We start from the raw sequence: 20,372 nt of genomic DNA on the forward strand, positions 1-20,372 counted from the left end.
AATGCTCTATTCGTTGGCAGTGCCGGCCGGCTGCAGCTGCTGCGCCGTCCAGCGCGCGAGGTTCTCCTCGATCAGTTGCCGAGGCAGACCGGCGGCGCGGAATTCTGTCATTTTCAGCGCCAGCTGTCCCCGCAGCCAGGCGCTGTTGCAGGCCGAATCGTGGGACACGGCGAAGTGCATGCTGCGGCTCAGCACCGGCGGCTCCAGTGGCTCGATGTCGTCCATCAGACCGAGCGGCTCGGCGCGGCTGAGCACGGAAAAGCGCTCGTGCAGCAGGTAGTCGGCGTCGCCGGTCACCAGTTCCTGCAGCGCCCGGGTCAGCCCCTGGACCGGACGCAGCTGCAGGCGTTCGGCGGCGAAGGCGTCGAACTGGCTGCCGAGCGAGCGCCCGGCCAGCACCATGCCCCGCAGCCCGGAGAGGTCCTCGCGGCTGCGGTAGCCGAAGGTACGGTTGCGCGGCGCCCAGACGAGCGTCTGCAACTGCAGGATCGGTGGGTGGATGAAATCCAGCTCGTCGAGCCGGTCGGCGACCAGCACGGCGTCGGCGAGGATGTCGATGCGCCCGGTCCGCACCTCCTCCAGCGCTGCCTGCGCATCGCCGCTGTGCAGCACTTCGAGCTGCAGGCCCATGGCTTCGGCGGCACGCGTGAGCAGGTCGGCATTGGCGCCGATCAGCCGCTCCGGATTCTGCGGGTCGCGCCAGAGATACGGGGGATTGTTGCTGGCGCCGGTGGCGATCAGCCGCTCGCACTTGGCGGCCGCGCTGGCGAGCAGCGGCGAGGCGAGCAGGAAGGTGGCGAAGGCGAATCGTGAAAGCAGCGCAAACCGCATGCAGGTCCTCTTCGGCAGGAGCGAGACAGCCGGTCGAGCCGGGATATTACCGCGGCCTACCCCATCGGGGCACATAAAAGGTTGAGGGTGATCATCGTTCGCTCTGGCGCCCACGCTGCCTCGGAAGCATGTGACGAAAGGCGGTAACCGCGGCCGCAGAATCCCCCATCGACATACCCTGCACATCGATTGGCCGATCGGCGCCTGCGTGGATGAGGTTTGCGCCGTCATCCAACCCTACGCCACCTCAACCAAGGGTGGGGACGACACCCGAATCCCCGTCAGGAGGCCGAGCGTAGGCGTTGCGCTGGGGGACGCGAGGCATGGACGCCGAGCAAGGAGCGACGGACGGGGCCGCCCAGGCGGGACGTCCCGTCGTGACGGCCCCCGGAGCAGCGCCGGAGCGAGGGAAGTCCGGCCGCACAGCGGGCGGACCCGGATGTCGGGGTGGCCTTCTTTTTGGTTACTTGTTCTTGGCCCGGGCGGCGATCCGCAGACAAGAAAAAGTGACGCGCCGTGCGAGGCGCAACCTGTAGCCCTGTGCCGAGGAAAGCGCTACGGGTCTTCGAAAGGGTATAGAGCCGCCCTCCCCGCCAGCGCTTGTCACGACTTCGCAGGGCGGGTGAAACCCGCGCGGCAGCATTTACACCACAGACCCGCTTCCCAGGCTGACGCCCACAAAAAAGCCCGCTCGAAAGCGTAATGCCGTTCACTTAGGCAAGCTCGCCCCGAGGTCGGGCCTCCCACAAAAGCGGAGTTGCCCGCCAAGCCCTGTGGGAGGCCGCGCCCGTTCCCGACGGGCTTGCGGCATCCACCACATCCCTGTGGGAGGCGCGCCCTCGCGGCGATGCAGGCCGTAGGCCTGCCCGAGGCCAAGGGACCATACTTAAGTGAACAGCATTGCGCTCGAAAGCGGGCTTCTTTCGGCTCGACGACCGTCAGATCAGACGCTCGAGCTCCGGAACGACCTCGAACAGGTCGCCGACCAGGCCGTAATCGGCTACCTGGAAGATCGGCGCTTCCTCGTCCTTGTTGATCGCCACGATCACCTTGGAGTCCTTCATGCCGGCCAGGTGCTGGATGGCACCGGAGATGCCGACCGCGATGTACAGCTGCGGCGCGACGATCTTGCCGGTCTGGCCGACCTGCATGTCGTTCGGCACGAAGCCGGCGTCGACCGCGGCGCGCGAGGCACCCACCGCCGCGCCGAGCTTGTCGGCCAGCGAGTACAGGTACTTGAAGTTCTCGCCGTTCTGCATGCCGCGACCGCCGGAAACGACGATCTTGGCGGCGGTCAGTTCCGGACGGTCGGAAGTGGCCAGCTCTTCGCCGACGAAGGCCGACTTGCCGGCATCGCCGGCGCCGCCAATGGCTTCCACGGCAGCGCTGCCGCCGGTGGCGTTGACCGCGTCGAAGCCGGTGGTGCGCACGGTGATCACCTTGATCGGCGCGCTGGACTGCACGGTGGCGATGGCGTTGCCGGCGTAGATCGGGCGCTTGAAGGTGTCGGGGCTCTCGACGGCGATGATCTCGGAGATCTGGTCGACGTCCAGCAGCGCAGCGACGCGCGGCAGGTAGTTCTTGCCGTTGGTGGTGGCCGGCGCCAGCACGTGGCTGTAGCTCTTGGCCTGCTCGGCGACCAGCGGCGCGACGTTTTCCGGTAGCTGGTGGGCATAGGCCGCGTCGTCGGCGACCAGTACCTTGGAAACGCCTTCGATCTTGGCTGCCGCCTCGCCTACCGCGCCACAACCGGCGCCGGCGACCAGCACGTGGATGTCGCCGCCAATGGCCCGGGCCGCGGCAACGGTGTTCAGGGTTGCCGTCCCGAGAACGACGTTGTTGTGTTCAGCGATAACCAGGATAGCCATCAGATAACCTTCGCCTCGTTCTTCAGTTTCTCGACCAGTTCAGCCACGGACTTGACCTTGACGCCGGCGCTGCGGGCAGCCGGCGCTTCGACCTTGAGGGTCTTGACGGTCGAAGCGGTGGACACGCCCAGGGCGTCGGGAGTGACGGTTTCCAGGGGCTTCTTCTTGGCCTTCATGATGTTCGGCAGCGAGGCGTAGCGCGGCTCGTTCAGGCGCAGGTCGGTGGTGACGATCGCCGGCAGGTTCAGGGCGACGGTCTGCAGGCCGCCATCGATCTCGCGGGTGACGTTGACCTTGTCGCCGGCGACTTCGACCTTGGAGGCGAAGGTGCCCTGCGCGTAGCCGCTCAGCGCGGCGAGCATCTGGCCGGTCTGGTTGTTGTCGCTGTCGATCGCCTGCTTGCCGAGGATCACCAGCTGCGGCTGCTCCTTGTCGACCACGGCCTTGAGCAGCTTGGCCACGGCCAGGGAGTTCAACTCTTCGCTCGACTCGACGAGGATGGCGCGATCGGCGCCCAGCGCCAGCGCGGTGCGCAGCTGCTCCTGGGCAGCGGTCGGGCCGATGGACACGACCACGATCTCGCTGGCCACGCCCTTCTCTTTCAGGCGCACGGCTTCTTCCACGGCGATTTCGCAGAAGGGGTTCATCGACATCTTGACGTTGGCGAGGTCGACGCCGGAATTGTCCGCTTTGACGCGAACCTTGACGTTGTAGTCGACCACTCGTTTGACAGCTACAAGAACCTTCATGGATTCCTCGTTACTCTCCGGTGAATTTATCGTCGCCGAGGCGAACCGGACCATGCTCAGCGACCCTTCATTGGGCTTGTTTTTCGGCGAGCGCAGAACCGCCCGTATCTTGGACCGCTCGAGCGCGGGGGGTCAACAATGCGAATGACCCTTGATAAACCCGCAGACGGGCGATTCTAACAGGGCTTGAGGAATTTCAAACAAACGTTTGTATTGGACCCGCGAATCCCGATCGATATAATGCGCCGGCTCGGTTCGATCACGCACCGGATCCAAGCCCTCCATTCTTATAAATCTTCAAAGCCTTGACTAGGAGTTAGCCTATGGAACGCGAGTACATGGAATTCGACGTGGTGATCGTCGGTGCGGGCCCGGCAGGCCTTTCCGCCGCGTGCCGTCTGAAGCAGAAGGCTGCCGAAGCAGGCAACGAGATTAGTGTATGCGTGGTCGAGAAGGGTTCCGAGGTCGGCGCGCACATTCTTTCCGGCGCGGTATTCGAGCCGCGCGCGCTGAACGAGCTGTTCCCCAACTGGAAGGAACTCGAGGCGCCGCTGAACACGCCGGTCAAGCGCGACGACATCTACCTGTTCAAGAACGCCGAAGCGGCCACCAAGATGCCTAATGCGCTGGTCCCCAAGACCATGCACAACGAAGGCAACTACATCATTTCCCTCGGCAACCTGTGCCGCTGGCTGGCCCAGCAGGCGGAAAACCTGGGTGTCGAGATCTATCCGGGCTTCGCCGCGCAGGAGGCGCTGATCGACGAACAGGGCGTGGTGCGCGGTATCGTCACCGGCGACCTGGGCGTCAACCGCGAAGGCCAGCCCAAGGAAGGCATGTACACCCCCGGTATGGAACTGCGTGCCAAGTACACCCTGTTCGCCGAGGGCTGCCGCGGCCACATCGGCAAGCAGCTGATCGCCCGCTACAACCTCAACGCCAACGTCGACCCGCAGCACTATGCCATCGGCATCAAGGAGCTCTGGGACATCGACCCGTCCAAGCACGACCAGGGCCTGGTGGTGCACGGCGCAGGCTGGCCGCTGAGCCTCACCGACAACGAGAACGGCGGCGGCTCCTTCCTCTATCACCTGGAGAACAACCAGGTGGTGGTCGGCCTGATCGTCGACCTGGCCTACAGCAACCCGTACATTTCGCCCTTCGACGAGTTCCAGCGCTTCAAGCACCACCCGGTGATCAAGCAGTACCTCGAAGGCGGCAAGCGCGTGTCCTACGGTGCCCGCGCGATCGCCAAGGGCGGCCTGAACTGCCTGCCGAAGATGGTCTTCAACGGCGGCGCCCTGATCGGCTGCGACGCCGGCACGCTGAACTTCGCCAAGATCAAGGGCAGCCACACTGCGATGAAATCCGGCATGCTCGCCGCCGAGGCGGTGGCCGATGCCCTGTTCGCCGGGCGCGAAGGCGGCGACGAGCTGACCGCCTACGAAGAGAGCTTCAAGAACAGCTGGCTGTACCAGGAGCTTTACGCCAGCCGAAACTTCGGACCGGCCCTGCACAAGTGGGGCGCGCTGTTCGGTGGCGCCTTCAACTTCGTCGACCAGAACCTCTTCGGCGGCAAGCTGCCCTTCACCCTGCACGACACCAAGCCCGACCATGCCCACCTGAAGAAGGCCTCCGAGTCGAAGAAGATCGACTATCCGAAGCCGGACGGCGTGCTCAGCTTCGACAAGCTCAGCTCAGTGTTCCTGTCGAACACCAACCACGAGGAAGATCAGCCGGTCCACCTCAAGCTCAAGGACCCGAGCATCCCGATCGAGCAGAACCTGCCGCTGTACGACGAGCCGGCGCAGCGCTACTGCCCGGCCGGCGTGTACGAGGTAGTGACGCAGGACGACGGCAGCAAGCGCTTCCAGATCAATGCGCAGAACTGCGTGCACTGCAAGACGTGCGACATCAAGGACCCGGCGCAGAACATCACCTGGGTCGCCCCGGAAGGCACCGGCGGGCCGAACTACCCCAACATGTGATCGCCATAAAGCGAAACGCCCGAACCCTGGTTCGGGCGTTTTCGTTTCCGGCCTCCAGGCGTGGCCGGCACTGTCGCCGCGAGTGCGCGCCTCCCACAGGGCCCGCTGCTTTTGTGGGAGGCCCGACCTCGGGGCGATGCTCTTGTGGCAGCGTCTCCACCGCGTCGGGGCTGTGAGCGTGGGAGCAACAGTCTCCACCGCCCTTTCGCAGCCAAGCCACTCCCACCAAGAGCCATGGCCGGCGCTGTCGCCGCGAGGGCGCGCCTCCCACAGGGGCCGGTGCTTTTGTGGGAGGCCCGACCTTGGGGCGATGCTCTTGTGGCAGCGTCTCCACCGCGATCGGGTCCACACCTGTTCGCGGTCAAGACCGCTCCTGCGTCGAGGCCACGCCCAGCGCTCGCGGGGCGCGCCATGCGCACCTTCCCCGATCACGCCCGCACAGGCCCGGAGGCCCGATCAGCAGGCACAGAGCGTCCGGTACTCGTCCTGGGCGTGCTGGTCGGTCATGCCGCTGACGAAATCCTGCAGCAGCCGGCAGCGGTGATAGAACTCCCACAGCGACCAGTCGGCGCCCGCCGCAGTCTCTTTCACCGCCTCCCGATAGGCCCGCAGCAGGTGGCTGGGCAGCCGGCGGGCGAGCATCTGCAGCTGTGGATGCCGGCGATCGCATCCTTCGGTCAGCGCGAGGAAATCGTCGGGAGACACCCGCAACAGCGGCGCATAGAAGTCCAGCAGCCCCTGCAGGATGCGGAAGCCCTGCAGCTGCAGCGTCTCCACCTCGCGATGGCAGAACACCCGCTCCATGGCGACGTCCTTGAAGGTCTGCACGATGGCGTGCGGCAGGCTGTCGTCCTCCATCAGCGCACGGTCGAGCGTGCCGTGGTACACCGCCTCGAAATTGCCGATGAACTGGCTGGCGGCGTGTTGCACCAGCGGATGGATCATCTTCACGCGCAGCCAGACGAAGAATTCGCCGATCCGGTTGATCTCCTCGCTGCGCGCCCGCTCCAGCGCCTCGTCCAGCCGCTGCCGGAAGCTCTGCCCGCCACCGGGCAGCGGCTCGTCCACGTCGGCCAACGCGGAAAAGCGCTGCATCAGCAGCATGGCGAGCGTGTCGATGTCGAGGATGCCCTTCTCCACCGAGTCCTCGATGTCGGCGAGGCAGTAGGCGATGTCGTCGGCGGCCTCCATGATGTAGACGATCGGATGGCGGGTCGCCGGCGCCATGTCCAGCGCGCCGCGCAGCCGCTCGAGGAAGGGCGCCTCGGAAAGATAGAAGCCCGGCTTCTTGTTCAGGTAGGCGCCGGGGGCGTCGCGGTCCGGCCTGGGCAGATGCGCGGGACGCACGTACTTCAGCAGCCCCGCGGTCTGGGTGTAGGTCAGGTTCAGCCGCAGCAGCCTGACCACCAGCCGCAGCGCCTGGGCGTTGCCTTCGAAATGCGCGAGGTCGGCACGCATGCGTTCGCGCAACGCTGGGTCACCCTGCTCCACCGGCACGGCGGCGGCGAGCAGGTCGTCGAGATGCCGCTCGAACCAGTCGCCGAGGGCGAATTCGCCGAAGTGGCCGAACGGCGGGTTGCCGATGTCGTGGGTCAGGCAGGCCATCTCCACCAGGCTCTCGAGCGCGTCCTCGAGACCCAGCAGGCCGTAATCGGCGGCGCTGGCGCCGAGCTGCCGGTACAGGGTGCGGACGATATAGCGACCGGTCTGCTGGACCTCCAGCGAATGGGTCAGGCGGCTGCGCACCGCGGCGTTGCGCTCCAGCGGGAAGACCTGGGTCTTCTGTTGCAGGCGCCGGACGGCGGCCGAGTTGATGATGCGGCCGCGGTCGCTTTCCAGCTCATGCTGCAGCTCATCAGGGCTGCATTCATGGGCGCGCAGGCGCTCCCGCGCGCCTCCACGGGGACGTTCGCGAGAAATCTTGTGCCGCAAATCCAGACCAGGCCGCATCGCACCACCTTCCTGCCAGAGAAGCCCGCAGCCTACGCCGCGCCCCGGTTTTTACCAAGCGTGCCAGGCGCCGGCCCGGCCGCCCGACCGGCAGCCCGAACCGTCCACGGCCGCACGCGTCCTAACTGAAGGCCCGGACAGGCGGCGACATGAAGATCAGGTTCGTTTCCAGCAACGATCGAAAAATACGCGAAGTCTGCGAGATCGCCTCGGCGCTCGGCCTCGACGTGCTCCCCTATCCGGTCGAGATCGAGGAACTGCAGAGCGACGACATGCAGCTGCTGGTGAGCACCAAGCTGCTGGCCGCCTTCCGGCTGATCGGCAAGCCGGTGTTCGTTGAGCACACCGGGCTGGAGATTCCCAGCCTGAACGGATTCCCCGGCGGCCTGACGCAACGCTTCTGGGACATGCTGCAAGCCGAGCGCTTTGCCGCCCTGATCGGCCAGCTGGACGACCCGCGCGCGATCGGCCGCACGCTGATCGGCTACTGCGACGGGCGCAAGCGGCATTTCTTCGAGGGCCGGCTGGAAGGCCGGATTGCCGCCGAACCCTCCTCCGACCGGGCGTTCGAGTGGGACAGCGTGTTCATACCGGACGGCCAGGAGCGCACTCTGGCGGAACTGGGCGAGACGAAGAACGAACTGTCGATGCGGCGCAGGGCGCTGGAGGCGTTCGTCGAACACCTGAGGAACACCTGAATGGAGAAGCTACGGGAGGCCTACCGCAGCAACCGGCTGATCCTCTTCGTCGGCTCCGGCGTGTCGGCGAACATCGGGCTGCCGCCCTGGCGGCGGCTGATCGACCAGATCGCCCTGCAGCTCGACTACGACCCCGAGGTGTTCAACACCTACGGCAACTTCCTCGCGCTGGCCGAGTACTACCGCATCAAGAAGGGCAACATCGGCGGCCTGCGCAGCTGGATGGACCGCGAGTGGCACAAGGACATCGACGTTCGCCAGTCGGACATCCACCGGCTGATCGTGCAGGGCCGCTTCGCCTCCATCTACACCACCAACTACGACCGCTGGCTGGAGTACGCGCACGACGCCTACGGCGCCGACTACATCAAGATCGCCAACGCCAGCGACCTGGCCAAGGCGCACGAGGGCGTGCGGCAGATCATCAAGTTCCACGGCGATTTCGACGACGACGATTCGATCGTGCTGGACGAGACGAGTTATTACGAGCGCCTGCAGTTCGAGACGCCGCTGGACATCAAGCTGCGCGCCGACACCCTGAGCAAGGCGGTGCTGTTCATCGGCTACAGCCTGTCCGATACCAACATCCGCCTGCTGTTCCACAAGCTGTCGAAGATCTGGAGCAAGCACGAAAGCCTGGGCGTCAGGCCCATCTCCTACGTGTTCTCGCACAAGCCCAACCCGGTGCAGGAGGAGATCCTCAGCCAGTGGGGCATCCGCATGCTCTCCTCCGAGATCGACGACCCGGGCCTGGCGCTCAGGCAGTTCCTGCAGGACCTGGTCGAGGGGTAGATTGCGCCGGCCCTGCCCGCACCGAACGTGGTCTCGACCGCGAACGAGCCTGCTCGATGCAGCGGCCCTCATCCGGCCCTGCGGGCCACCTTCTCCCGCGGGGAGAAGGGAAAAGCCGGTGCCCCGTAGGAGCAGGCTCTGCCTGCGACCGCCCCTGCACGACGCCAGGTGCTCCCCCTCCCGTAGGAGCGAGCAAGCTCGCGAATGGTCGCAACGCGATGGGGATCATGCTGGCAAGGGATCACGGGCAGAGCCCGCTCCCACGAGGTGCCGAAACGAAGAAGGCCCCGGGGTCCGGGGCCTTCTCGGTGTCACTCGACCTCACCGAGCCCTTTCATCACCGCAGCCATGCTGCCGTACTTCTCGTCGGGCATCTGCTCGAGCACATCCAGGACTTCCTGGTCGGCATCGTTCTTCCTGGCGTGTTCGACGAGATCCTCGCGTCCGGCCGGAAAATCGATGCCTTTGAGATGGTGAGTGACGTTCGCCGGGGATTTGCCACCGAGCCCTCTGGTCATGAATCGGTCTCCTCTGTCGATTGATAGGCCCTTCGAATTCGGGCGTGCTCAATTGAGACTCGACAGGGTCATGAGGCGTTCGAGGAAACAGCCGGAGGGGCGATGAATGCGCGCTATATATATTCTGTTGAGGATTACGGGGGGCGGGAAAAGGTGGAATTGGCGCCGAAGCGATTCGGCGCCAACAGTCTCACTCAGAAGTTGAAACCGACACCGACGCTGTAGAAGAACGCACCGTCGTCATAACGATCGCGCGCGTCGCTACCGCTCTTGAACAGGAACTGGTATTCGGCCATCGCGGTAATGAAGGTCTGATCATGCACCCAGTACTTGATGCCGACCTCAGGACCGCCCATGAAAGTTTCGTCCACTTCCTCACCGTACAAGCCGCCGAGGCTCACCCCCACGAACGGACGGGCGTTGCCGGTACCGAAATGATAGTCGTAGAACACGCGGGTCGAACCGTCCCACTGCACGCTCTCGCCTTCACTATCCCGGGCGTTCACCGTCTGACGAATACCCCATAGGGAAGAGTCGCTCAGATATTTACCCCAACTGCCCTGGACGGAAAACACCGTATCGTTGAAGTCCTTGTCGCTGCTTCCCGCACCGCCGAGAGTCACTTCCTGGTCACCCGCCTGCGGTGTCGCGAAAGCTGCAAAGGGAAACATTGCCGCGACAAGTAAGGAGGTTTTGAAAAGTCTGTTCATGACTCAGCCTCTTGTTGTTCATGGGTAGGAACGCGCATACGTGGACGTATTGCGTGCATTAATGACAAGAGAGTTCCCGTACCGTTCAGCCGTCTGGCATGAACGGCACTCTTTTTTGAACAGACAGACACTCAGGCGACAACTTGCGAATGTCCGGACGAACAACAAGCGAAACGGCATGACTTGCAGCGGATTCTTCGGCGCGTCGCCTTCGGTCATATACGCGAAGGCTGTCGTCCTGCCTTTTCATGCTCGTGCAGAGACTCGTCTTCCGGAACGCCGTCGAAGTCGCGCCGGAACAGCATGCGCATCCAGACCGGCACCAGCAGGACGCCGATCGCGACGCAGACCCAGCTGAGCAGCGTGCCCCCTTCGGGCGGCGGGAACAGCAGGCGCCCGATCCCGATCAGCAGCGTGTAGAGCGAAATGGCGGTCGTCACCACCGCCACCAGGCGGGTGCCCAGCGCGTTGCGGCTGGTCGCCGGGCTGACGCCGCAGAGCGAGGCGGCGCGGCCCCAGAAGCCGAACGGGCGGACACGGCGGTAGAAGCGGCTGAGCGTGGCATCGTCGGTCTCCGGGGTGATGAAGGTCACCAGGACCGCCGCCGTGGTGGTCACCAGCGCCATGATGCCGAGGCGAATCCACTCCTCGTCCGGGTCGGCACCCATGAAGTAGAGCAGCAAGGGCGCGGTGATCAGCGACACCGCCATGGCCGTGAGTTCCGAGTAGAGGTTGATGCGCTCCCACAGCCAGCGCAGCACCAATACCGAGCCCATGCCCGCGCCGAACAGCAGCGAAATGAACCAGGCCGTCTGGATCGAGCCAAGATTGGCCATCACCGCCATGGCGATGACCAGGATGAGCACGTTGGACAGCCGGGCGACGATCACCAGCTCGCGATCGCGCGGCTGGCGCTTGAGCACGTGCGGCGCCACCACCCCGGCGTAGACGTCGTTGCTCCAGTAGGACGCGCCCCAGTTGAGATGGGTGTCCACCGTCGAGGCCAGCGCGGCGAGCAGGCCGACCAGCATCAGGCCACGCACGCCGGGCGGCAGCAGATCCTCGATGCCCTGCACGAACAGCGCTTCGCGACCGGCGGCGAAGCCGTCGCCGCCCATGTCGCCGACCGCGAACGGATAGAGCACCAGCAGCCCGATGGCGATGGCCAGCCAGATCAGGCTGCGCAGCAGGATCTGCAGCCAGGTGAAGACGATACAGGCGATCCGTGCCTCGCGGTCGCTGCTGCAGGCCATGCTGCGCTGCGCCAGATAGCCGGTACCGTCCGAGTTCATCTGGAAGAACCACTGCAGCCCGATGATCACCAGGAACGGCAGCAGCGCCTCCCCGGCGCTGCTGGGCGGCGAGAAGGACAGCATCTTGCCCGCCTGTTCCGCACCGTAGAGTTCGACCACGCGGTCGGTCAGGCCGCCCAGCCCGCCGGCCGCATCGACCACGAACCAGGCGTAGAGCAAGGTGCCGATCATGGCGATGCTGAACTGCACCACGTCGGTCTGGATGACCGCACGCAAGCCGCCGGTGATCGAATACATCGCCGTGAAGGCCAGGATCAGCAGGATCGAGATCAGGTTGTTGGCCGTCAGCACCGCGGGCTCGAGCCCGGTGATGCTTTCGCCGAGCTGCAGCCCGGTGCTGGCGACGAAGCTCACGATCGGCTGGTAGAGGCCCGCCGGCAGCCAGTCGTGCCAGGGCAGGAAGACTTCGGCGATGCGTATCGCCGCGACCAGCACCATCGCCAGCACCACGCAGTTGATCACCGTGCCGTAGTAGATGGCCTTGAGCAGCCGCAGCGGCGTCACACCCTTGCCGCTGTAGCGCACCCGCGTCAGCTCGGCATCGGTGAGCACGCCGGCGCGACGCCAGCCGGCGGCGAACACGAAGGCCATCAGCAGGAAGGCCAGCCCGTAGATCCACAGGCGCCAGAGCGCGAACACGCCGGCGGTGGCCACCAGGCCGGTCACCAGCAGCGGCGTGTCGGCGGCGAACTGGGTCGCCGCCATCGAGAAACCGGCGCGCCATCCCTTGATGGTCTTGCCCGCGAGAAAATACTCCTGGAGACTTTCGGAAGCCTTGCTGCGCGCCCTCAAACCCGCGCCCAGGCCGTAAATAACGAAGGCCACCACGATCAGAAGGTCCAACATGTTGTTCTTCCTGTTGTTGGAGGGCTCTCACCCTGAGAGCCGGCCGGCCAGGAAAAAATGCATCGACTGGACGAACGGTCGGTCGCCGGAAACCCATGCATCCGAATACTCCCCACCAGGCATGAGCGCATGAACAGGCCAGCCTTCGCCCGGCTCGAGGACGATCAGAAGCCATTGCTGGACAAGTTCTACCGCGCCCATCGCAGCCCGATGCGCGCGGGCCGCCCCGGCTGCTGCTGGGTGGCGCGGCGAGGCGAGATCGTCGGCGGGCTCAACCTGCGGCCGGTGGCCGGAGGCCTCTGGCTGACCGGACTGCTGGTAGCGCCGGCGGCGCGTCGCCAGGGCGTCGGCCGCGCCCTGCTGGGCTGCGCGCTCGACTCGGCACGGCAGCCGGTGTGGCTGTTCTGTGCGCCGGAGCTGGCGGCCTTCTACGCCGATGCCGGGTTCGCCGAGACGATGCAATTGCCGCCCGAACTGGCGGAGCGCCTAGCCCGCTACCGACAACGGAAACCCCTTCTGGCGCTGTGCCGATCCGGCATGCCGCCCACAGCCCGGGAGCCCCGCGCGTGACCCTGCCTACCCTGACCCTCGCAATCGCCTGCCTGTTCGACACCCAGGGCCGCGTGCTGCTCGTGCGCAAGCGCGGCACGCAGACCTTCATGCTCCCGGGCGGCAAGGCCGAACCGGGCGAATCGCCGCGCCAGACGCTGGCCCGCGAACTGGAAGAAGAGCTGGATGTGCACCTGGGGGACCGCGACGTCGAGCCGCTCGGACGCTTCGAGGCACCTGCCGCCAACGAGCCGGGGCACTGGGTCCGGGCCGAAGCCTTCCTGGCACCGCTGTCGCAGGCGGTGCAGCCGCTGGCCGAACTCGAGGAACTGTACTGGCTCGACACCAACGAACCCGCGCCCGCGGGCATCCGGCTGGCGCCGTTGTTCGAGCGGCGGGTGCTGCCGGTGCTCAGAAAGCGGTTGGCGGCCCGGCGGGATCGAGAGGGAATTTGAGCCTACGCGGTACGCGCGGCGACCACAAGTTCCGCACCAAGCCCCCGCGTGAACGTCCCGTGTCACCTTTGGCTTGCTGCGAGGTGGTGCGTGCGGCGCCACCCGCGGGCGATGGGCTTAACCTCGGCGCACCCAGGGAGGGTCAGCAAAAGCCGTAGGGTGGAAAACCGCAGCGTTCTCCACGCGAACCATGCGGCATGGCAACGGCCGGTCGACTCAGGCATGGGCCGCCCGAAGCGTGGATGAGGCTGCGCCGTTATTCACCCTACGCTCCGACAGAAAGCATCGCCCCGAGGTCGGGCCTCCCACAAAAGCAGGCGCTGCCCAGCGCCCCCTTGTGGGAGGCGCGCCCTCGCGGCGACATCGCTAACCGCGCTTCTTGTGGAGCAGCGTGGCAGTGACCACCCGATCAGGGCGGCGAAATCGGATCGCTGGCCGGAAACGTCTCCTCCAGCGCTTCATCCAGACGCTCGTCTTCGGACTCGGGATCCGGACGTTCGACCTCGTCGGCCTTGTCCCCGGATTCTCCGTTCTTGTCTTTCTGCTCGGCCATGTCGACTCTCCTGAACGCACCTGTCTGACGTTAGTCCGTCCGCTGCCTGCAGGGTTCTGCCTGACGCGTGCCAGAAAAAATAAAGGGGCGGGATTAACCCGCCCCTTCCTCCATGCGTCCATGAATTCCCGCTCGTCATCCTGACGAATCGCTTTTCCAGCGAGGTCCCCGACCGGCTTCCTGCCCGCCCGCGCCCGTCCGTGAACACAGGTGCGATATTAATCGCCCGCACGACCACGGCAACTCGCAAAAGGTCCTGATAGCCAGGCGACAGCACTCCGCGATAATTTGAAAGTACTATAAAAATCAAACATTTACCGATGGATAACCGAGCGCATGGCGAGCCATAGCGGAGGGAATTCCTAGCTGGCGTACAGCGCGCGTACGAGAATGCTTACATGCCGAGAGGAGAAGCGGGAGCGCCGGGCCGACCGGGACGGCGCGGGCCATCCACCTGGTCGGCCAGCCCGTCGTTCGGCAAGGAGGGAATTAGGCCGCCCGATGAACGGCGCGGCCCATGGCCTACTGGAACAACGCCTCGCTGGAGAGGCCGTTGCGTTCGAATATCTCGCGAAGACGCTTGAGCGCCTCGACCTGGATCTGCCGGACCCGCTCGCGGGTCAGGCCGATCTCCTGCCCCACCTCTTCCAGCGTGCAGCTCTCGTGCCCCCGCAGGCCGAAGCGGCGGATGACTACGTCGCGCTGCTTCTCGGTGAGGTCCGAAAGCCACTGGTCGATGCTCTGCGACAGGTCGTCGTCGAGCAGCAGGTCGCAGGGATCGCTCGGCCGGTCGTCGGTGAGGGTGTCGAGCAGGGTCTTGTCCGAATCAGGCCCCAGCGAGATGTCCACCGAGGTGACCCGCTCGTTCAGGCCGAGCATGCGCTTGACCTCTCCGACCGGCTTCTCCAGCAGATTGGCGATCTCTTCGGCACTGGGTTCGTGGTCGAGCTTCTGGGTGAGCTCGCGGGCTGCGCGCAGATAGACGTTCAGTTCCTTCACCACATGGATCGGCAGGCGGATCGTGCGGGTCTGGTTCATGATCGCCCGCTCGATGGTCTGGCGGATCCACCAGGTGGCGTAGGTCGAGAAGCGGAAGCCGCGCTCCGGATCGAACTTCTCCACCGCGCGGATCAGGCCGAGGTTGCCCTCCTCGATCAGGTCCAGCAGCGAAAGCCCCCGGTTGACGTAGCGTCGGGCGATCTTCACCACCAGCCGCAGGTTGCTCTCGATCATGCGCTTGCGGCCGGCCGCCTCGCCCTTCTGCGCCAGACGCGCAAAATGCACTTCCTCTTCGGGCGTGAGGAGGGGGGAGAAACCGATTTCGTTGAGATACAGCTGGGTCGCATCAAGCGCCCGGTTGTAGTCGATGTATTTGTGCTGCTGCTTGCTGGAGGATTTCGACGGGGCGCCGGAGGAGGCCCCCAAGGTGGTATCGCCCATACCGTCGAAGCCGATGTCCGGTTCCATCAGGAGCACTGCATCGTCTACTACGTCAAACTCCGGCGCTTCGTTTTTGAGTGCCATTTATTGTTGTCCCGTGCTGAGTTCGACCACAGCTCGGGGGCACCTGTCCGTAGCATCACCCGAGCCTTGCCTATGGCTGGAGGGATCGGGCGGTACAGGTCGTCAGCGCTTGGGCAGATATTGCAGCGGATCCACGGGCTTGCCCTGTCGGCGAATCTCGAAATGCAGCTTCACCCTGTCGGTACCCGTCGATCCCATCTCGGCAATGAGTTGCCCGGCCTTGACCTGTTGGCCCTCCCGTACCAGCAGCCTCCGGTTGTGACCGTAGGCGCTCACGTAGGTTTCGCTGTGCTTGATAATGACCAGTTCGCCGTAGCCTCGCAGGCCGCTACCGGCGTACACGACGGTCCCATCAGACGCTGCCAGGACAGGCTGTCCCAATTCCCCGGCGATATCAACGCCTTTATTCAAACTCCCGTTTGACGAGAATTTGCCGATCAGCGGACCGTCGGCAGGCCAGGCCCAGCCACTGGCCGAGCGTACGACCGGCTTGATGGTCACCGGCCCCGAGGGCTGCGGCGCGGGCGTGGGCGCAGGCGTGGTGGTGGTCGGGCCGGGCGTGATCGGCGGCGCGGACGGCACCGGGCGGGTCGCCACGCTGGGCGGCGTGGGCGCGGCCGGCCTCGTGGCGGCGGGAGGCGCGGCCGGCGCCGGCGAGATATTGCCGAAGTGAATGCGCTGCCCCGGATGGATCACATAGGGCGGCGCGATGCCGTTGTGCCGGGCGAGGGCCCGCCAGTCCCAGCCGAAGCGATTTGCGATGGACGACAGCGTGTCGCCACGGCGCACCGTGTAGCTGCCGCTCTCGACCTGCTCGCGGGCATTGCGATCGACCACCTGCACGCCGCCGCGCGGCGGGCTGGCACAGCCGGCCAGCAACGACAGCCCCACCGCCCCGAACAGGCCACCAAGCACGACGCCACGCAGATGCCGGATGGCTGAAAGCCTCAACGCCTACTCCCTGTCACGACCACATCAGGCCCTTTCTACCACGGGCTGGCGCCGACCGGCGACCCACTCCAGGCCCAGCACCAGGCAGATGCCGGCCAGGGCCAGCAGGATCGCCACCAGCAGCTGCGGGTCCTGCCCGGTGAGCGCGCCGTAGGTGGCCGGCAGCAGGTTGTCCTGCAGCACAGGGACCTGCTCGCCGTGCGAATCGGTACGCCAGGTCAGCGTCTGCTTCCACGGCCATACCTTGTTCAGCGAACCCAGCATCAGCCCGGCGAGGAACGCCAGCGTGATGTCGCGCCAGCGGTGCAGCAGCCAGCCGAGCAGGCGCGCGAAGCTGACGATGCCGATCACCGTGCCGAGGGCGAAATAGATGAGCACGCCGCCGTTGAGGCTCTTCACCGCGCCGAGGATCACCGGATAGAGGCCCAGCAGCACGAGGATGAAGCTGCCCGAGATGCCCGGCAGGATCATCGCGCAGATGGCGATCGCCCCGGCGAGGAACAGGCTGGCCGGCGCATCGCTCCACTGCATGGGCGCAGCGACCGTGATCCAGTAGGCGAAGGCGATCCCGAGCAGGAAGCTGACCAGCCTGGAGGCGCACCTGTGTTCGATTTCCCGCGCGACCAGGTGCACCGACACCAGGATCAGCCCGAAGAAGAACGACCAGACCGGGATGGGATGGTGGTCCAGCAGGTAGGTGATCAGCCTGGCGAGGCTGAAGATGCTGGTGAACACGCCGGCGAACAGTACCAGCAGGAAGCTGACGTTCGCCGTCGCCCAGGCCTGCTTCACGCGGCCGCGCAGCAGTTGGCCGGCCGCCCTGGGTACCGCGGCGATGGCGCCGAGCAGTTCGTCGTAGATACCGGTGATGAAGGCGACGGTGCCGCCCGAGACGCCTGGGACCACGTCTGCCGCGCCCATGGCCATGCCTTTCACGTACAACAACAGCGCGTTCTTCATGGATCCTTCCGAAGGTCAATCAGATGACGGGGCCATTGAGCAGCGGCACGAAACGGACGGTATCGAGCAGGTGGCGGGAGAAGCCGTTCTCCTCACGCACGATGAGCATGAGTTGCTGGACTTCGCCCACACCCACCGGGATCACCAGACGCCCGCCGGGGGCGAGCTGATCGAGCAGCGCCTGCGGAACGTCCGCAGCCGCGGCGGTGACGATGATGCCGTTGTACGGTGCCAGGGCCGGCCAGCCCTCCCAGCCATCGCCCCAGCGAAAGACCACGTTGCGCAATTTGAGTTCGACCAGACGTTCCTTGGCGCGCTCCTGCAGCGCCTGGATGCGCTCGACCGAGAACACCCGCTCGACCAGTTGCGCGAGCACCGCGGTCTGGTAGCCGGAGCCGGTGCCGATCTCCAACACCTTGTCCAGCGGCCCGTCGGCCAGCAGCAGCTCGCTCATGCGCGCCACCATGAACGGCTGGGAGATGGTCTGGTTATGCCCGATGGGCAGCGCGGTGTCCTCGTAGGCCCGGTGCGCCAGCGCCTCGTCGACGAACAGGTGGCGTGGCGTGCGGCGGATCACCTCGAGCACGTGCGGGTTCGACAGCCCTTCCTCGTAGAGGCGCTGGATCAGTCGGTCGCGGGTGCGCTGGGAGGTCATGCCGGTACCGTGGCGCAGCCGGTCTTCGTAATCGCGATGCATCACAGTACGCCCTCCAGCCAGCGCTCCAGCCCGTGAAAGGCCTCGCGGAAGGTGCGATCGAGCTGCAGCGGCGTGATCGACACGTAGCCCTGCATGATCGCGTGGAAATCGGTACCCGGCCCGCCGTCCTCGACGTCGCCGGCCGCGGAGATCCAGTAGCCCTCCTTGCCCCGCGGATTGGCCTGCCTGACCGGGGGCTTGGCGCGCTGGCGATGGCCCAGGCGGGTCAGCTGGAAACCGCGGATGCGGTCGAGCGGCAGGTTCGGGATGTTCACGCTGAGCACGGTGCGCGGCGGCACGTCCAGGCCCTCGTGCGCCTCCACCAGCCTGCGGGCGATGTGCGCGGCGGCCGGCAGGTTGTCCGGCAGACGCGAGACCAGCGAGAAGGCGAATGCCGGACGGCCGCTGAAGCGGCCTTCGATGGCCGCCGCGACCGTACCGGAATAGAGCACGTCGTCGCCGAGGTTGGCGCCGAGGTTGATGCCCGCCACCACCATGTCCGGCGCGTCCTCGAGCAGGCCGTTGAGGCCCAGGTGCACGCAATCGGTGGGCGAGCCGTTCAGGCCGATGAAGCCGTTGGGCATGGTGACCGGGTGCAAGGGCCGGTCCAGGGTCAGGGCACTGCTGGCCCCGCTCATGTCCTGGATCGGTGCGACGACCCTGCACTCGGCGTAATCCGCCAGCGCGGCGTGCAGCGCGGCGAGCCCGGGCGCATACACCCCGTCGTCGTTGGCAATCAAAATACGCATCAGATGTCCGTCTGTCCTGCCAGGCTGACCAGTTCGCGTACCACGGCGGTAGCGAAGCACCCGGTCGGCAGGACGAATTCCAGTTGCAGAATGTCAGGGGCCGGATAATGCCATGACAAGCCCCCGATGGGGAGGCGGAGGATGCGCCGTTCGTGCTCCAGTGCCGCCTCGGCCAGCCACTCGGCGATGGCCGGTTCGGTGGCCGCGATGGCCCGCTCCAGAGCACCGCTGGCGCCCTGTGCAGGCGATTCGCCACGTCCCCAGAGCGGCCCGGTGGGATGCAGGTCGAGCGCGGCCAGGCGCGGGTCGCCGCATTCGGCCTCGCCGGCGGTGAAGAAACTGCGGCTGGTGGTGAAGGACAGCAGGTCGCCGACCTGCGCCCGGTCCCAGGTGCCGGCGGCCACCCGCTCGGCGAGAACCCGGTTGAACAGATGGCTGCGGGCCGCCGACAGCGCGCGCGAGCGCAGGTTGCGCTGCGCCGGCAGCACCCTGGCCTCGGCGAATTCGCGGGCCTGCTGCAGGTTGCCGCCGTCGTGGCCGAAGCGCTGCGGGCCGAAATAGTTGGGCACGCCGTGCGCGGCGATTCGGCGCAGGCGCTCGTCGAGGGCGGCGTGATCCGCCTCCAGTGCCGTCAGCCGCAGGGTGAAGCCGTTGGCCGAATGCGCGCCGCGCTGCAGCTTGCGGCTGTGACGCACCTGTCGGAGCACCGCGAGCGACGCATCCTGCGCACGCGCCAGGTCGGGATCGGCCTTGCCCGGCAGGTGCAGGCTGAACCATTGCCGCGTGAGCGCCTGGCGGTCCTTGAGACCGGCATAGCTGATCGCCCGCAGCGGCACGCCCGCCGCGCGGGCCAGGCGGCGCGCGGCCTCCTCGGTGTTGAGTTCGCGCTTCTCGACCCACAGCCAGAGGTGCTCGCCGGCCCCCGAGAGGGGAATGTCCAGCACCTCGTCGACCTGGAAGTCCTCGGCCACCGCCTTCAGCGTGGCGCGCCCCAGGGGTTCGCCGCAGGCCGTCGGCCCGAGCAGTTCGGCCTCGGTCATCGGGCGACCAGCAGGGCGACCGCATGTACCGCGATGCCCTCCTCGCGTCCGACGAAGCCCAGTCGTTCGGTGGTGGTCGCCTTGACGTTCACCTGGTCGAGGTCGACGCCCAGGTCCTCGGCGATGCGCGCGCGCATGGTCTCGATGTGCGGCGCCATCTTCGGCGCCTGGGCGACGATGGTGGCGTCGACGTTGCCGACCTTCCAGCCCTTGCCCTGCACCCGCGCCAGCACCTGGCGCAGCAGCACGCGGCTGTCCGCTCCGGCGAACTGCGGATCGGTGTCCGGAAAGTGCCGGCCGATGTCGCCAAGCGCCGCGGCGCCGAGCAGCGCATCGCTCAGCGCATGCAGCAGCACGTCGCCGTCGGAATGGGCGACCAGCCCGTGATGATGGGGAATCCGCACCCCGCCGAGCGTGACGAAATTGCCCTCGCCGAAGCGGTGGACGTCGTAGCCGTGACCAATACGCATCGCCTGTTTCCTGCAGTCAGAATGCGCGGATTCTACAGGAGCGGACCGCAGCGGGCGCGCCGCGCCATCGACTGAAGCGATGGTCACTATCAAGCGTATCGATCCCATATCGTTTTCCGGCGATATACAGTTCGTCCTCATTCGATGCAGCCACACCGATC

The 20,372-nt window shown here is 66.1% G+C and carries 20 protein-coding genes; 5 read left to right on the top strand and 15 right to left on the bottom strand.

Annotated features, from left to right (window positions below):
* Window positions 1-6 precede the first annotated feature (6 nt).
* From H610_RS0109830 to H610_RS0109840, 3 genes are all read right to left on the bottom strand, one after another.
* Window positions 7-831, bottom strand: coding sequence for a substrate-binding periplasmic protein (locus H610_RS0109830; protein ID WP_028239500.1), 825 nt, complete (start codon window positions 829-831; stop codon window positions 7-9).
* Window positions 832-1,769: 938 nt separating this feature from the next.
* Entirely contained in the window at window positions 1,770-2,699 is a 930-nt protein-coding gene (locus H610_RS0109835; RefSeq protein WP_028239501.1) for an electron transfer flavoprotein subunit alpha/FixB family protein, read from the bottom strand.
* Window positions 2,699-3,448 (bottom strand): electron transfer flavoprotein subunit beta/FixA family protein, encoded by a 750-nt coding sequence (locus tag H610_RS0109840; protein WP_028239502.1) that lies wholly within the window; start codon window positions 3,446-3,448, stop codon window positions 2,699-2,701. The genes H610_RS0109835 and H610_RS0109840 overlap by 1 nt, the downstream gene beginning before the upstream one ends.
* A gap of 323 nt (window positions 3,449-3,771) precedes the next feature.
* Between H610_RS0109840 and H610_RS0109850 the strand changes: the two genes are divergently transcribed.
* Window positions 3,772-5,436 carry an electron transfer flavoprotein-ubiquinone oxidoreductase gene (locus H610_RS0109850; RefSeq protein ID WP_028239503.1) on the top strand — a complete coding sequence of 555 codons (1,665 nt, stop codon included), beginning with the start codon at window positions 3,772-3,774 and terminating at the stop codon, window positions 5,434-5,436.
* Window positions 5,437-5,892: 456 nt separating this feature from the next.
* On the opposite strand, the gene dgt is transcribed toward H610_RS0109850, so the two are convergent.
* On the bottom strand, window positions 5,893-7,386 hold the full coding sequence (gene dgt / locus H610_RS0109855) for a dGTPase (protein ID WP_028239504.1): 1,494 nt from the start codon (window positions 7,384-7,386) through the stop codon (window positions 5,893-5,895).
* Window positions 7,387-7,535: 149 nt separating this feature from the next.
* On the opposite strand from dgt, the gene H610_RS0109860 reads away from it, so the two are divergent.
* Window positions 7,536-8,084: a non-canonical purine NTP pyrophosphatase gene (locus tag H610_RS0109860; RefSeq protein ID WP_028239505.1), complete on the top strand. Its 549-nt coding sequence runs from the start codon at window positions 7,536-7,538 to the stop codon at window positions 8,082-8,084.
* Entirely contained in the window at window positions 8,085-8,876 is a 792-nt protein-coding gene (locus tag H610_RS0109865; RefSeq protein ID WP_028239506.1) for an SIR2 family protein, read from the top strand.
* Window positions 8,877-9,187: 311 nt separating this feature from the next.
* On the opposite strand, the gene H610_RS0109870 is transcribed toward H610_RS0109865, so the two are convergent.
* From H610_RS0109870 to H610_RS0109880, 3 genes are all read right to left on the bottom strand, one after another.
* Window positions 9,188-9,394, bottom strand: a complete 207-nt coding sequence (locus tag H610_RS0109870) for a DUF2795 domain-containing protein (protein WP_028239507.1) — start codon at window positions 9,392-9,394, stop codon at window positions 9,188-9,190.
* 194 nt (window positions 9,395-9,588) lie between these two features.
* Entirely contained in the window at window positions 9,589-10,104 is a 516-nt protein-coding gene (locus H610_RS0109875) for a hypothetical protein (RefSeq protein WP_028239508.1), read from the bottom strand.
* 215 nt (window positions 10,105-10,319) lie between these two features.
* The gene (locus H610_RS0109880; protein ID WP_028239509.1) at window positions 10,320-12,263 is read right to left on the bottom strand and encodes a sodium:solute symporter family protein; all 1,944 of its coding nucleotides are present in this window, start codon (window positions 12,261-12,263) and stop codon (window positions 10,320-10,322) included.
* A 129-nt stretch (window positions 12,264-12,392) separates the two neighbouring features.
* On the opposite strand from H610_RS0109880, the gene H610_RS25690 reads away from it, so the two are divergent.
* Together H610_RS25690 and H610_RS25695 are read left to right on the top strand one after the other, a co-directional pair.
* Window positions 12,393-12,833, top strand: coding sequence for a GNAT family N-acetyltransferase (locus tag H610_RS25690; protein ID WP_028239510.1), 441 nt, complete (start codon window positions 12,393-12,395; stop codon window positions 12,831-12,833).
* Complete coding sequence (locus tag H610_RS25695; RefSeq protein WP_161630463.1) at window positions 12,830-13,267, top strand: NUDIX hydrolase; 438 nt, start codon at window positions 12,830-12,832, stop codon at window positions 13,265-13,267. Before H610_RS25690 ends, H610_RS25695 begins: the two co-directional genes overlap by 4 nt.
* Window positions 13,268-13,676: 409 nt before the next feature.
* Here the strand turns inward: H610_RS25695 and H610_RS25790 are convergent, their stop codons facing one another.
* The 8 genes from H610_RS25790 to ispF form a co-directional block, all read right to left on the bottom strand.
* Window positions 13,677-13,820, bottom strand: a complete 144-nt coding sequence (locus H610_RS25790) for a hypothetical protein (protein ID WP_169338855.1) — start codon at window positions 13,818-13,820, stop codon at window positions 13,677-13,679.
* Window positions 13,821-14,342: 522 nt separating this feature from the next.
* Window positions 14,343-15,344 carry an RNA polymerase sigma factor RpoS gene (rpoS, locus tag H610_RS0109900; protein WP_028239512.1) on the bottom strand — a complete coding sequence of 334 codons (1,002 nt, stop codon included), beginning with the start codon at window positions 15,342-15,344 and terminating at the stop codon, window positions 14,343-14,345.
* Between the two features lie 102 nt (window positions 15,345-15,446).
* Entirely contained in the window at window positions 15,447-16,295 is an 849-nt protein-coding gene (locus tag H610_RS0109905) for a peptidoglycan DD-metalloendopeptidase family protein (protein WP_028239513.1), read from the bottom strand.
* Between the two features lie 24 nt (window positions 16,296-16,319).
* Window positions 16,320-17,255, bottom strand: a complete 936-nt coding sequence (locus H610_RS0109910; RefSeq protein WP_028239514.1) for a DUF368 domain-containing protein — start codon at window positions 17,253-17,255, stop codon at window positions 16,320-16,322.
* A gap of 19 nt (window positions 17,256-17,274) precedes the next feature.
* A complete protein-coding gene (locus H610_RS0109915; protein ID WP_028239515.1) occupies window positions 17,275-17,952 on the bottom strand; it encodes a protein-L-isoaspartate(D-aspartate) O-methyltransferase in 678 nt (225 codons plus the stop codon).
* Window positions 17,952-18,701, bottom strand: a complete 750-nt coding sequence (gene surE / locus H610_RS0109920; protein ID WP_028239516.1) for a 5'/3'-nucleotidase SurE — start codon at window positions 18,699-18,701, stop codon at window positions 17,952-17,954. Before surE ends, H610_RS0109915 begins: the two co-directional genes overlap by 1 nt.
* Window positions 18,701-19,741 (bottom strand): tRNA pseudouridine(13) synthase TruD, encoded by a 1,041-nt coding sequence (gene truD / locus H610_RS0109925; RefSeq protein ID WP_028239517.1) that lies wholly within the window; start codon window positions 19,739-19,741, stop codon window positions 18,701-18,703. The genes surE and truD overlap by 1 nt, the downstream gene beginning before the upstream one ends.
* On the bottom strand, window positions 19,738-20,211 hold the full coding sequence (ispF, locus tag H610_RS0109930; RefSeq protein WP_028239518.1) for a 2-C-methyl-D-erythritol 2,4-cyclodiphosphate synthase: 474 nt from the start codon (window positions 20,209-20,211) through the stop codon (window positions 19,738-19,740). The genes truD and ispF overlap by 4 nt, the downstream gene beginning before the upstream one ends.
* Between the last annotated feature and the right edge of the window lie 161 nt (window positions 20,212-20,372).

The sequence above is a fragment of the Stutzerimonas azotifigens DSM 17556 genome (assembly GCF_000425625.1).
Lineage (GTDB): Bacteria > Pseudomonadota > Gammaproteobacteria > Pseudomonadales > Pseudomonadaceae > Stutzerimonas > Stutzerimonas azotifigens.

Bases quoted from the DNA above. Each gene is read 5' to 3' on its own strand.
- H610_RS0109830 (WP_028239500.1), bottom strand. From the start codon at position 831: ATGCGGTTTGCGCTGCTTTCACGATTCGCCTTCGCCACCTTCCTGCTC.
- H610_RS0109835 (WP_028239501.1), bottom strand. From the start codon at position 2,699: ATGGCTATCCTGGTTATCGCTGAACACAACAACGTCGTTCTCGGGACG.
- H610_RS0109840 (WP_028239502.1), bottom strand. From the start codon at position 3,448: ATGAAGGTTCTTGTAGCTGTCAAACGAGTGGTCGACTACAACGTCAAG.
- H610_RS0109850 (WP_028239503.1), top strand. From the start codon at position 3,772: ATGGAACGCGAGTACATGGAATTCGACGTGGTGATCGTCGGTGCGGGC.
- dgt (WP_028239504.1), bottom strand. From the start codon at position 7,386: ATGCGGCCTGGTCTGGATTTGCGGCACAAGATTTCTCGCGAACGTCCC.
- H610_RS0109860 (WP_028239505.1), top strand. From the start codon at position 7,536: ATGAAGATCAGGTTCGTTTCCAGCAACGATCGAAAAATACGCGAAGTC.
- H610_RS0109865 (WP_028239506.1), top strand. From the start codon at position 8,085: ATGGAGAAGCTACGGGAGGCCTACCGCAGCAACCGGCTGATCCTCTTC.
- H610_RS0109870 (WP_028239507.1), bottom strand. From the start codon at position 9,394: ATGACCAGAGGGCTCGGTGGCAAATCCCCGGCGAACGTCACTCACCAT.
- H610_RS0109875 (WP_028239508.1), bottom strand. From the start codon at position 10,104: ATGAACAGACTTTTCAAAACCTCCTTACTTGTCGCGGCAATGTTTCCC.
- H610_RS0109880 (WP_028239509.1), bottom strand. From the start codon at position 12,263: ATGTTGGACCTTCTGATCGTGGTGGCCTTCGTTATTTACGGCCTGGGC.
- H610_RS25690 (WP_028239510.1), top strand. From the start codon at position 12,393: ATGAACAGGCCAGCCTTCGCCCGGCTCGAGGACGATCAGAAGCCATTG.
- H610_RS25790 (WP_169338855.1), bottom strand. From the start codon at position 13,820: ATGGCCGAGCAGAAAGACAAGAACGGAGAATCCGGGGACAAGGCCGAC.
- rpoS (WP_028239512.1), bottom strand. From the start codon at position 15,344: ATGGCACTCAAAAACGAAGCGCCGGAGTTTGACGTAGTAGACGATGCA.
- H610_RS0109910 (WP_028239514.1), bottom strand. From the start codon at position 17,255: ATGAAGAACGCGCTGTTGTTGTACGTGAAAGGCATGGCCATGGGCGCG.
- H610_RS0109915 (WP_028239515.1), bottom strand. From the start codon at position 17,952: ATGCATCGCGATTACGAAGACCGGCTGCGCCACGGTACCGGCATGACC.
- surE (WP_028239516.1), bottom strand. From the start codon at position 18,701: ATGCGTATTTTGATTGCCAACGACGACGGGGTGTATGCGCCCGGGCTC.
- truD (WP_028239517.1), bottom strand. From the start codon at position 19,741: ATGACCGAGGCCGAACTGCTCGGGCCGACGGCCTGCGGCGAACCCCTG.
- ispF (WP_028239518.1), bottom strand. From the start codon at position 20,211: ATGCGTATTGGTCACGGCTACGACGTCCACCGCTTCGGCGAGGGCAAT.